Raw genomic sequence first — 12,146 nt, 5'->3', positions numbered from 1 at the left:
GCCCCTCGTCGCGTCCCTCACGCCGGAGCAGCAGCGGCGCATTCCCGCCTTCCTCGGCCTGCGCGAGGGTGCTGGCGGCCTGCCCCAGCCCACCGCCGAGATCTGGCTGTTCGAGGAAGAAAACTGAGGCCAGATCGGGATAATTTCGCCAATCAAAGCTTCAAGGAGGCTCCCATGTCCATATCCTTCCTGCATTCAAAAGGAACCGAAGCGCCTATCAAGATCCCCGCCATCGGGCTCGATCTGTTTGTGCGCATGCCGCCAGCGGCGAGCTCGGGCGAATTCTGCTTCATCGAGACCATCAATGCCCCCGGCGCCGGGCCGCCCCGGCATCGCCACCGCGAAGCGGAGATCTTCCGCGTCATCGAGGGGCGATATCTCTATGAGGCGGACGGGCAGCGCTTCTATGCCGAGGCGGGCGACGTGGTCAGCATTCCCGGCGGGGTCGAGCACGGCTTCTGCAACGTGACCGACAAGCCCGCGCGCCAGTACATCCTCATGGCCCCGGCCCTCGATGCGGCGGCCTTCTTCACGGAGCTGGCCGGGGTGATGCACGACGGCATCCCCGACCAGGCCGCGCTCAACGCCTTCGGGCTGAAGTGGCACGTGGAGTTCCTCGGCCCGCCCGTGAACAAGAACGACCAGCCCACGGATTGAGGCGGGTACGGCCGCCCCCATCGACCCAAACCACGGCCCGCGGCGCAGGCCGACCCATGATACATTCAGGAGAACATCGTGACGGATCGCGTTCTCATCGTCGGCGCGGGACCGGTCGGACTGACCATGGCTCTGGAGCTGGCGCGCTACGGCGTGCCGGTCCGCATCATCGACAAGATCCCGGACGCCGAGCATACCTCGCGGGCTGTCGCGGTGTGGCCGCGCACGCTGGAGCTTCTCGATCGCTCCGGCGCGGCGGCCGACCTCATTCCCCGAGGCAACAGGGTCACCGTCGCCAACCTCTTGTCGGGCGGCCGGCGGGTGGCGGCGCTTTCCCTCGATCAGGTGCCCTCGCCCTATCCCTTCGTGCTCATGGTGCCGCAATACGACACCGAATCCGTGCTGCGGCAGCATCTCGCGGCCCACGGGGCCGCGCCTGACCTCGGCATCGAACTGCTCGATTTCGCACAGGATGCGGACGGCGTCTCGGCCCGTCTGCGTGGCAGCGATGGTACCGAGAGCACCGAGCGCTTCGCCTTTCTGGTTGCCTGCGACGGGGCGCACAGCGTGGTGCGCCATCGCCTCGGCCTCGATTTCAAGGGCGACACCCTGGGCCTCGACTGGACCCAGGGCGACTTTCACCTGAGCGGATATCCCTTCCCGCCGTCGCAGATGTCCATCTTCTGTCACGAGGACGGGCCGATGCTGTTCTTCCCCATGGGCCCCGATCGCGCCCGCATCATCACCAGCCTCGGCCCGACCACCGGAAAGCCCGCGGTGCCGCTGGACCAGGACGCGTTCCAGAAAGTGCTCGATGTGCGTGGCCCCGGGGGCATCACGCTCACCGGGACGGTCTGGATCAGCGCCTTCCACATCAACGAGCGGCAGGTGGAAAATTATCGGTCCGGACGGGTCTTCCTCGCCGGCGACGCGGCCCACATCCACAGCCCGGCCGGGGGGCAGGGCATGAACACCGGCATGCAGGATGCCATGAACCTTGCCTGGAAGCTGGCGCTGGTGAGCCGCGGCATCGCCAACGGGCCGGAGCTTCTGGACAGCTATGACCCCGAGCGCCGGCCGGTGGGCGCACAGGTGATCGCGGCTTCCGGGCGGATGACCCGGATGGCGACGCTGGCCAACCCGATCCTGGAGCATCTGCGCGACGTGGCGGTCCATCTGCTGCTGGGGCTTGCACCGGTACAGCGGGCCATGACCGGGCTGATGGCGGAAGTCTCCATCGGCTATCCGGATAGTCCGCTCAACGGCCCATCCCGGGGCGATGCGAAGGCGGGGTCGCGGATGCGGCCGGTGGTGGGGGAGGTGCCGTTCGGCGCGGGCGACACGCCGCTGTTCGCCGCGTGCGGCGGCGCCGGCGCGGCCGAACTCGCGTCCCGCTTTCCCGGCCTTGTGGAGGCGCTGCCGCGTCCGTCTGACGGCGAACCTCTCCTCTCGCTGGTCCGGCCGGACGGCTACCTCGCAGCTCAGGTGCCGGAGGCGGACTGGCAGGCCCTCATCCCCTATCTCCAGCACCTCGAGGCGGGGCGCTGACCGCCAATCGCGTGAAACCGCTCCCGAACGGTCATGGCGGGCGGGACGACCGACGGCTTCACAGGTGAAAGACCACCAATGCCTCGAATGTTGGACGCCGACGAGCTTGATCTGCTGGCCATCGGCGCCTGGATTCTCGGGACCGGAGGCGGCGGCTCACGTATGCCTTCAACCTCGTCGCCCGTCACTTCTACGAGGACGGAGGCCGCCTCGCGCTTCTCGACCCGGACGAACTGGCCGATGCCGACGTTGTGGCCGTGGTCTCGACCTTGGGGGCGCCGCTGGTGAGGCCGGCGCTGATGCGATGAGCGTGCAGGCGCTCGACGTGGAGGACAGTCCTATCGCCTACCTGCCCGGCAATGCGCGCCGCGTCCGGGTGCGCGTCATCGGCGAGATCGCGCGGCTCGCCGCAGAGGGCGCAAGTTTCTGATGGTGGGCCGACGGCGGCGGCCTTGCATCGCCATCCGGTTCAGCGGCCGTGTGGCTTCATTGCACCGAACTCGGGGGCGACAAGAATGCTCAATGATCTTAACGAAGGGACGTCCCAGGGACAGATCGGGCGCGAAAGGCGCGTCTATCGGGAAGCCTCGCCTACGGAATTGATCTACATCGCCACGCGCATGATCGTGGTGAGCCGCAGCAGCCTCTCGGGGATGGTCGGCAGGGCGCAGTTCGAGGCGGCCGTCGCCCACCTTGAAGCCCGATACGGAATCCTGCGCTCGGTGGTCGAGGACGGGCATTTCGTGGAGCGGTCCGATGACGGTTCGGCGGTCGAGAGCTGGTTGCCCGCCGATAGCTGCTCCGCCGAGGCCATGTACGCGCAGTTGCTGAACGCCGACCTCGATACCGGAAAGGCCCTCTATGCCATCCACGTCATCGCCGCCGATGACGCGATCGACGTCTTCATGCTCACGTCCCACGCGATCACCGACGCGACATCGCTGATCGAGCTGCATTCCTGTCTTGCCCACATGTGCGACTGCGTCGTGCGCGGCGAGGCCCCGGCCCTCGGCGTGCAGCCGTTCCCGACACCGGTCGACGATGCAGTGAGTTGCAGTCTGGCTGCGCTTGGAACGGATGGGCCGCCGTCTTCCTATTCCGGTGAGTTCGCCGAGATTCCCAAGCCCGCGTCCCATGATGGCGGCCCCGTGACCCATCGCCTCGAACGTGTCGTGATCGGGGCGGAGGCGATGCATCGGATCAAGGAGGCGAGCCACGCCACCGGCTCTTCCGTGCACTCGCTCCTGCTGGCTGCGTTCGCTCTCGCCATCCGTGACGTTGCGGACGACCACCCGCGCCAGATCCTCATGCGATCATCGGTGGACATGCGCCGGCGGCTCGAGCCCCATGTTTCACCCGAACTGGTCTTCACGGCCATCACCGGGCACATCACGCCCGTCCCCGACCTCGACCGGCCCATGGTCGAGATCGCCCGATTCATCTTTGACGATATCCATCAGGGGCTGGCGAACGGCAGCATTTTTCACGACTACATCGATTATCCGCGGGCATTCGGCAGTCCGCAGCAGTCGCCGGTCGCCATCAATGTTTCCGACATCCAGACGGTGAAGTTTCATTGGCCGGTCGAGCGGCTTGCAGTGACCGGTTTCGAGTATGCATTGGGCTGGATGAAGAAGTTTCCGAACGTCTCCGTGTCGGTCTACAATGGTATGCTGATCGCCAACATCGTCTATGTGGAAGAGTTCGCCACTCCGACAACGATCCGCGCCATCTCAGACGGCTTCGTCAGGAGGCTCGATTCGGTCTGCGGACAATAGAATCCTGCGCCGACGAGCGCGGCGCGGCTGCGGGCAATTAAGTTCCCTTTGTGGTGAGCGGCGCGTAGCGAGGCGTCCAGATCTTGGCGCGCAGACGCTGCTGGATCTGATCGATCGGGACGTTGGGTGCGGCGCCCTCCCGGTGCGCCTGCATCGCAACCGCGAGGGCGACCTTTGCCGCGACCTCGGGCAGCGCGCTGACCGGGGGTAAGAGATTGTGCAGCGGGTTGTCGCGCGCAGGCGACGCATCGGCCAGAGCCTTCGCCGCCGCCATGAACATTCCATCCGTTACACGGCTCGCGCCGACCGCCAGAACACCGAGGCCAACTCCAGGAAAGATGTAGGAATTGTTGGTCTGGTCCACCTTGAAGCGGGCGCCGTTGCGCATGAGCGGGGGAAACGGGCTGCCGACGCCCACCAGAGCCCGCCCGTCGGTCCAGACCTCGATATCCGCAGGCGTCGCCTCCGCCCGCGAGGTCGGGTTCGACAGCGGAAAGATGACCGGCCGATCATTGTATTGCGCCATGGCGCGGACGACCGGCTCGCTGAAGGCGCCCGTCTGGCCGGAGGCGCCGATCAGCACGGTCGGCCGGGCGTTGCGCACAACGTCTAGAAGCTCGATCCTGTCCGGACGGCCCAGCGTCCAGCCGGCGACCGCCTGCCGGGCCTGCACGAAGGGGGCCTGGAACGGGGCGAGTCCGTCCATGCCTTCGACCAGGAGGCCGTCACGATCGACCATGAAGAAGCGCGCCGCCGCCTCGCTTTCCGAAAGCCCCGCATCGCACATGGCGGCGCGGATCAGGCCGGCGATGCCGCAGCCGGCCGAGCCGGCGCCGAAGACGGCCACGCGCTGTTCGGCGAGCGGCACGCCGGTGACGTTGACGGCCGCCAGCAGGGTGCCGGTCGCCACCGCGGCCGTGCCCTGAATGTCGTCGTTGAAGGTGCAAAGCCGGTCGCGATAGCGCTCAAGCAGTCGCGTCGCATTGTTCTTCGCGAAGTCTTCCCACTGCAGCAGGACCCGGGGCCAGCGCCGGATGACGGCCGAGACGAACGCCTCGATGAAGTCGTCATACTCCTGGCCCCGCACCCGCTCGTGTCGCCAGCCCACATAGAGCGGATCGGCAAGGCATTCGGCGTTGTCGGTCCCGACATCGAGCAGGATCGGCAGCGTCGTGGCCGGATGCAGGCCTCCGCAGCCGGAATAGAGCGCGAGCTTGCCGATGGGGATGCCCATGCCGCCCGCCCCCTGGTCTCCCAGCCCCAGGATGCGCTCGCCATCGGTCACGACGATCGCCTCCACCCCGTCGAAGCGCGGCTGCGCGAGGATCTGGTCGAGCCTTGACTGGTGCGGAATGCTGAGGAAAAGGCCGCGCGGCTTGTGGTACAAGCGGCTGAACTGCTGGCAGCCGGCACCGACTGTGGGCGTGTAGACGATCGGCAGCAGTTCTTCCAGGTTCCCGACCAGCGTCGCGTAGAACAGAGTTTCGTTGATGTCCTGAAGCTCGCGGAGGAAGGCATAGCGTTCGAGATCGGTTTCGAACTGGCGCAGCGACTGGAGCGCGCGGGAGATCTGCTCGTCCAGGGTCGAGACATGCGGCGGCAGCAATCCGTGCAGATGGAACGCGTCGCGCTCGGCCTCGGAGAACGCCGTGCCCTTGTTGAGCTGGGGATCGGCCAGCAGTTCGTATCCGCTCAGCGCGGTGGCCATTGATGCCGTCGCCTCAGACATGAAAATCTCTCCTACCCCTGGCTGGCGCGCAGCACCTCGATGAAGGTGTCGGGCCCGTAATGGAGGGTGTTGCGGGCGTAATAAGGCGGCACCTGCATATCAAATTGGGCGTGTCCGTGGCTCACGTCGCTGCGCAGGAGGTCGGTGCGGCTGGCGATGTCGAGGACGAGCCGCTCGCCCGGCTTCAACACCACGGGCTGCGGCGTGAGGCTGAAGCGCAGCGTCACCGGCACGCCGGGCGTGAGCGGTTCGGGCGTGTCGATGTCGATGGCGATCTCGGTCAGGGTGGAACGCGCTTCGTCGATCCTTCGGCAGGCGGGGCGGATGGCGCCCATGGAGAGGATCCGGTAGCCGCCATCGGCCGAGACGATGCCGGTGCGGGCCACCACGTAGGAATCGATCTCGTTGCAGCTGAAGGAGAGGCTGAGCGTCACCGGCCCGGTCAGCTCCATCTCTTCCTCAACCGGCAGTTCGAAGGTGAGGCGCTGGTTCTCCACCTCGTCGAAGCCGGCCGTGACGATGGCGCCGAGCGGCACCGCCGCCCATCGGTTCGTCCCGCCCCCGCCCGGCACGTGGTCGAGGTGGTGCGTCTCGGCGTCGGCGCCCTTGGAGGCCGGATAGAGGCGGAGCGCCGTGCTGCCAGGCAGCGGCCAGTCGGGCGCGCTGCGATACTCCTTGGCTCCTTCCGTCCAGTATCGCACCCGCGGCTGCGCGGCATAGCCATTGTCCGCGCCGTAGACGAGATGGTCGAAGAAGGCGAGCGCCTCGAGCTGCCAGGCATAGACCGGCAGGTCATAGGAAGCCGGCCCGACGATCAGCCAGCGTTGATCCTTCGGCGTGCCGGCATTCTCGAACAGATCATAGGCACCGAACTGGTGCAGGTTGAGATAGCCGGCATTCTGCACCACCACGAACGGCACCTCGATGTCGCCCAGCGCGCCGGACGGGCCGGCGGGCAGCACGCTCGTCGCCCGGGTCTTGCCGTCGAGCATGAGGGCGGCGAACAACTTGCGCGTCTGCGGCGTCGGCACCTGCCGCTGGAAGGCCTTCATGATGCGCGTCATGCGCTTCTTCAGCTGCGGCCACCACACGTGCTTCAGGGGCGAGTTGGTGATGTGGCTCACTACCGCGCGCAGCAGCGGCGGCAGGTGCAGCCGGAACTGCAACGGCGTGAAGTTCGCGCCCATCCAGAGCGCAAAGAAATCGGGCTGCGGCACGCCGCCGAACATGGCGATGTGGCGGAAGAAGTCCGTGCACATCTCGTTGGTGAAGAAGCCCTTCAGGGCGGGCGGGCGAAGACGGGCCACCTGCGGCTGGGTCAACCCGTAATAGGAGGTGCCGAACAGCACCACCTGCCCGTCGCACCAGGGCTGGGCGGCGGCCCATTGGATGAACCTGGCGTGGTCCTCCACGTCGGTATCGTTGAGATAGACCGCATCCTCCCCGCCCGAGCGGCCCATGCCGCGGCGGGTGACGATGACATGGGCATAGCCGCGATCGGTGAAGATGGGCGGGCTGCCGCTCTCATTGTTGCCGGCGGGCACGCCGGCGACCTGCAATTCCTTGGAATAGGCCGAAAAAGCGATGACCGCCGGGTAGCGGCCTTCGGTCTTGGGCACATAGACATCGGCCGCGAGCGCGATGGATGGCGCGACCTCGATCATCTGGTCCGCAAGGATGCGGCAGCCCAAGCCCGCCCGCGCGGCGGGTCCCGGCGTCCAGCCGGCGAGCTGCGTGCCGAACAGGCCGCCTTTGGGCGCGATGAGATTATCCCAGAAGCCCGGCTTCCCGTTTTTGGCCGTCATGTGCTTTCCCCCGGTCTCGGTTTCGCCGCGCCAGATCTTGGCGCGGGGGCACCCTACAATTGCGAGATGTCGAGGCCGGTCTTCTTCTGTGCCGCCAGCCGCATCTCCCGCACCACCCATTTCTGCTTGTCGTCCGGGATGAAGAAGCCGCCGATGCCGGACGAAAAGAGCAGGTCGAAGACCCGCTCCGTCACCTGGGTGAGCGCCTGCTCCAGCTCGATCGCGAGGTCCTCGCCCGCCTCGGGCTTCGGGGGCACCATGATGACGATGGTGTCTTCCGCCTGCTCGATGATCTCGATCCTGAAATCCGGGCCCGGCGTGTAGCCGAACTCCGCGCAGACCACCCCGACCGGATCGGCGAGCAGCCGGGCGCGATAGTCGGGATCGGTGGCGATGCGCTCGTAATTCTTCTCGACGAAATCGGCATTGCTCACGGCTGATCTCCCTCGGTGCGAGCAGCATTGCGCAGGGCTAGCAGCTTGAATTTGGCGGCCACGGGCACGAGCCAGATGAACAGGCCCTGGCTGGACCACAGGTCCATCTGATTGAGCGGCGTCGCGGCGGGCGGCGAATGCGGCGCCCGGGCGGGCGGGATGGTGAAATAGACCCGGTCGCGGCGCTGCACCACGATCTTCACCTTGACGCCGGCCGGCACCTCGACGCCCATGGTCTTGAGCGCCTCGACGGGATCGCTCTCCACCTGCGCGGCGAAGGCGTCGTCGGTCCAGACGCGCCTGGTCAGCTCCTTCTCGAAATCTCCGGACATGAACGTCTCCCCTCCCCAGCTTCGGCTGCTTTACGCGGCCTGTTCCAGTGCCCCGCCGCTGCGGGCCGCCGCCGTCAGCCCTCGCAGCGCAGCTCGGGCTTTCCGGGCGCCTGTCGGCGCGGCATCCAGTGTGCGCATTTCGTGGTGCGGCCAATCCCCGGATTGAACGCGTTGCAGGGATCGAGCGCCTTGAAATGGTCGATCATGGCGGGCTTCGCGAAATAAAGGTGCCCCACATTGTGCTCCGCGGGATATTCCGCACCGCGCCCGTCGAGGAGCTTCCACATGGCGTGCTCAATCTCCTCGCAGTTGCTGCCCTTCGCCACGATATAGTCCTGATGGAAGACGTGGCAGAAGAAGTGGCCGCAATAAAGCTTGCGGATCAGATGCTTGTTGATTTCCTCCGGCAGCGTCTCGAACCAGTTCTCGTCGTTGCGGCGGAGCGCGATGTCCAGCGCGACGATGTCCTCCACTTCCCTGTCGTGCACCGCGCGGTAGCGGATCGCGGCTCCGGCGGCGGCGAAGCGGTGCAGGAAGGCCTTGTCGCCCTCGTCCCGCGTGCACTCGAAATAGTCCCCGGACTTCGAAGGGAAGATCGACTTCAGATAGGCGCGGGCTTCCGCGATGCCGTCGTCCCCCATCTTCAGGAGCAGATAGTGCTCGAAGCGGTCGCGGTAGTCGGTCATGCGCTTCGGCAGATGCTTGGGGAACAGATGGCTGAAGGCCTGCAACATCTTGGCGCTGAGATTTTTCGGCAGGAACGCGATCCGCCGGCAGAAATTGTCGAACGCCGCTTCGAGGGCGAACAGGCGCGGGATCATGTCGGTGCCGAGCGTATGGATCACCACGAAGGTGTCCTTGCCGTAGACTTCCGCGCAATTGAAAGAGTCCCGGTGCATGTATTCACCTTCGATCGGCAGTACCTTGAAGCTTCCGAGGATATGGCGGCGGATGCCTTCGAGCTCGCGGGTGTCGTTCGAGCCGATGTAGAAGACGACCTGCTCTTTCTCCTTCGGGAAGGTATCGAGCCGCACCGCCATCAGCATCACCTTGCCGGCGCTGCCGGACGCCTCGAACAGGCGGCGCGGATCGGCATTGAAGCGGGACGGCGTCGCCGCATTCACGTCGCGCACATGATCCGCATAGTCATGGTCGGAGGCGGCGCGGGAGGGATCATTCACAATATCCGCCGGCGTGAACTCGCCCTTCTCCAGCCTTTGGAGGATCGTCTCGGGATCATTGCCGAGCGCGATGCCCAGATGATTGACGAGATGCAGCCCGCCCGCCTCATCCAGCCGCGCGAACAAGGCGAGCTGGGTGAAGGCCGGGCCGCGATGGATCAGCGCGCCGCCGGAATTGTTGCACACGCCGCCGAACACCGACGCGCCGATACACGACGAGCCGATCACCGAGTGCGGCGCGCGGCCGATCTTGTCCAGGGCCTTCTCCAGATGGAACAGGGTCGTGCCCGGCAGGCACACCACCTGCGTTCCATCGTTGATGAGGTGAAGGCCTTCGATGCGCATGGTGTTGATGAGCACCACGCCACGGTCGTAATCGTCCCCGTCGGGGGTCGACCCGCCCGTGACGCCAGTATTGGCCGACTGCATGATGATGATCTTGTCGGCCGCGGCGCAGGCCTTCAGCACCCGCCACTGCTCCACCAGCGAGCCCGGCCGCACAACGGCGACGACCGGGCCGGAGCCGAAGCGGATGCCGGTGCGAAAGCGCCGCGTCGCCTCGGGACTGGTCAGGACGTGCGATCGACCGACAATGTCCTGGAGTTGCCTGACGAGGACCGCCTCGTCGTCGGCGGGCTTGCGTCCAGCCGTGTCGCTTGCCGGGACGGTCAGCTCGAAAAATGCGGCATCCATTGTAACCGCTCCCTTGCACAAGCTGTGATTTTTGCGTCGAGAGAAGAAGTTCCGGAGCTCACGTCGCGGGCCAGGCGGTGGCGACCTCGATGAGGGAGGGCTTGCCGGCCTTGAGGGCGCGGGTGAAAGCGGCGGCGAAAGCCTCGTCGGTGTCCACCCGCACCGCCTCCAGGCCGTAACCCGTGGCGATGGCGACGAAGTCGATGTCCGGCACGTCGAGGGCGGGCACGTGCTCCGCCTTCAGCACGCCGGCGAACCACCGCAGAGCGCCATAGGTGCCGTTGCGCATGATGACGAACACCACCGGCACCTTGTGCTGCGCCGCCGTCCACAAGGCGGTGACGCTGTAATTGGCCGAGCCGTCGCCGATGAGCGCGATCACCTGCCGGTCCGGCTCGGCGAGCTGCACGCCAACGGCGGCCGGCATGGCGAAGCCGAGGCCGCCGGCCGCCCCGAAATAATAGCTGCCCGGATGCTCCCAGCGCATCCGCTCCCACATGGCCTCAATGGTGGAGGTGGATTCGTTCACATAGATGGCGTCAGGCGGGGCGAGTTCGTCCATGAGGTCGAGGACGCGCTCGGCGGCGAGGGGGACGGAACCCGGCGCAGCCCGCGCCGGCGCCTCCCGCGGCTGCGGTACCGGCCGTGCCGCCGCGCTGACATTATCGGCGAGCGCCGCGAGGATCAGGCCGATGTCGCCGACCACCGCATCGCCCATGGGCGCGCGGGCGGCCTCGTCGGCATCGCAGGTGATCTGGATCAGCTCGGCCCCGGGCGGCAGCAGCGGGCCGGGATCGTATTGGTGATAGCGGAACACCGGCGCTCCGGCCACCAGCACCAGATCATGGCCTTCCAGCAGGCGGGAGATGCCGGCCATGCCGGCGGGCAGGAGGCCACGGAAGTTCGGATGGGTGGTGGGGAACGGGCAGCGCGGCGCCGAGGGGGCGACCCACACCGGCGCCTTCAGCCGCTCGGCGAGGCGCACCGCGTGCGCGTTCGCCCGCGCCGCATCCACGTCCGGTCCGAGCACGATCACCGGATTGGTGCTGCGATCAAGGCGCGCGGCAAGCGCCGCGAGCGCGCCGGCATCGAGCGCGCCCGCGGCGGAGACCGTGCGCGTCAGCAACCGCAGGGATTCCGGCTCGGCAGGCTTGTCCCAGTCGTCATAGGGGATGGAGAGATAGACCGGTCCCGGCGCGGGCAAAGCCGACATGTACAGGGCACGGCTGATGGCGAGGGGCACGTCCTCCGCACGGGCCGGTTCGCAGGACCATTTCACGAGCGGCTTCGGCAGCGTGGTCGCATCGATGTTGGTCAGGAGCGGCTCGATGCCCATCATGGCGCGGACCTGCTGGCCGGCGGTCACCACCAGCGGCGTGTGGGCGTTCCAGGCATTGGCGAAGCCGCCCATGGCGTTGCCGGTACCGGCGGCCGAGTGCAGGTTGACAAAGGCGGTGCGGCCCGTGGCCTGGGCAAAGCCGTCGGCCATGCCGATGGCCGCGCCCTCGTGCAGGGCAAGGATGTAGCGGAAGTCGGACGGGAAATCCTCAAGGAACGGCAGCTCATTGGAGCCGGGATTGCCGAAGATGGTAGTAATACCGTGCCGCCGGAGCAGATCATAGGTCAGGTCGCGGACGCTCGTCATGATGTGCCTCCCAAACGGCCCCGGCGGTGGTTGATGCGCCGTCCGGCTGTGATCGATGTGGCTTGAGCTTATCTTGACCACATCGGCAGCGCATCGACAGAAGTGGTGATGCGTCCAGCCCTTTCGCCGATGCCGCTCGCGACCATCGCCGCGCCACGCGCAGGACCGCGCGGGATACCGGGCGGACGACGGCTAAGCGTTGAATGCGTCCGCAGTCTCTGCCATCTTCTGGCGACCTTCGAGGCTGTCCGAGCGTGAAAGACACGGAGCGCGAACTCGCCGACTGCGTCGGTGCCATCTATCAGGCCGGCGCCGGGGACGGCAGCTGGTTCGACGTCGGCGAA

10 protein-coding genes are annotated in these 12,146 nt (G+C 66.7%); 4 read left to right on the top strand and 6 right to left on the bottom strand.

The window, feature by feature from the left end; translation table 11 throughout:
• The first annotated feature begins 174 nt into the window (after positions 1-174).
• From FBQ73_RS08850 to FBQ73_RS08835, 4 genes are all read left to right on the top strand, one after another.
• On the top strand, positions 175-657 hold the full coding sequence (locus FBQ73_RS08850) for a cupin domain-containing protein (RefSeq protein ID WP_138399134.1): 483 nt from the start codon (positions 175-177) through the stop codon (positions 655-657).
• 78 nt (positions 658-735) lie between these two features.
• A complete protein-coding gene (locus FBQ73_RS08845) occupies positions 736-2,205 on the top strand; it encodes an FAD-dependent monooxygenase (RefSeq protein WP_138399133.1) in 1,470 nt (489 codons plus the stop codon).
• A 304-nt stretch (positions 2,206-2,509) separates the two neighbouring features.
• Positions 2,510-2,635 (top strand): hypothetical protein, encoded by a 126-nt coding sequence (locus FBQ73_RS23375; protein ID WP_281278797.1) that lies wholly within the window; start codon positions 2,510-2,512, stop codon positions 2,633-2,635.
• An 85-nt stretch (positions 2,636-2,720) separates the two neighbouring features.
• Positions 2,721-3,983: a phthiocerol/phthiodiolone dimycocerosyl transferase family protein gene (locus tag FBQ73_RS08835; protein WP_138399132.1), complete on the top strand. Its 1,263-nt coding sequence runs from the start codon at positions 2,721-2,723 to the stop codon at positions 3,981-3,983.
• 37 nt (positions 3,984-4,020) lie between these two features.
• Here FBQ73_RS08835 and FBQ73_RS08830 read toward each other — a convergent pair whose 3' ends face one another.
• From FBQ73_RS08830 to mdlC, 6 genes are all read right to left on the bottom strand, one after another.
• Entirely contained in the window at positions 4,021-5,712 is a 1,692-nt protein-coding gene (locus tag FBQ73_RS08830) for an NAD-dependent malic enzyme (RefSeq protein ID WP_138399131.1), read from the bottom strand.
• 11 nt (positions 5,713-5,723) lie between these two features.
• Positions 5,724-7,517, bottom strand: coding sequence for a CocE/NonD family hydrolase (locus tag FBQ73_RS08825; RefSeq protein ID WP_138399130.1), 1,794 nt, complete (start codon positions 7,515-7,517; stop codon positions 5,724-5,726).
• A 53-nt stretch (positions 7,518-7,570) separates the two neighbouring features.
• Positions 7,571-7,951, bottom strand: a complete 381-nt coding sequence (locus FBQ73_RS08820) for a hypothetical protein (protein WP_138399129.1) — start codon at positions 7,949-7,951, stop codon at positions 7,571-7,573.
• Positions 7,948-8,283, bottom strand: coding sequence for a hypothetical protein (locus FBQ73_RS08815; RefSeq protein WP_138399128.1), 336 nt, complete (start codon positions 8,281-8,283; stop codon positions 7,948-7,950). The genes FBQ73_RS08820 and FBQ73_RS08815 overlap by 4 nt, the downstream gene beginning before the upstream one ends.
• Positions 8,284-8,357: 74 nt before the next feature.
• Positions 8,358-10,157, bottom strand: a complete 1,800-nt coding sequence (gene dld, locus FBQ73_RS08810) for a D-lactate dehydrogenase (protein WP_138399127.1) — start codon at positions 10,155-10,157, stop codon at positions 8,358-8,360.
• Between the two features lie 58 nt (positions 10,158-10,215).
• A complete protein-coding gene (mdlC, locus tag FBQ73_RS08805) occupies positions 10,216-11,802 on the bottom strand; it encodes a benzoylformate decarboxylase (RefSeq protein WP_138399126.1) in 1,587 nt (528 codons plus the stop codon).
• Between the last annotated feature and the right edge of the window lie 344 nt (positions 11,803-12,146).

It is taken from the genome of Xanthobacter autotrophicus (assembly GCF_005871085.1).
Classification (GTDB): domain Bacteria; phylum Pseudomonadota; class Alphaproteobacteria; order Rhizobiales; family Xanthobacteraceae; genus Xanthobacter; species Xanthobacter autotrophicus.
Note: the sequence above shows the minus strand (reverse complement) of the source record. Positions and strands in the feature narration are given on the sequence as shown.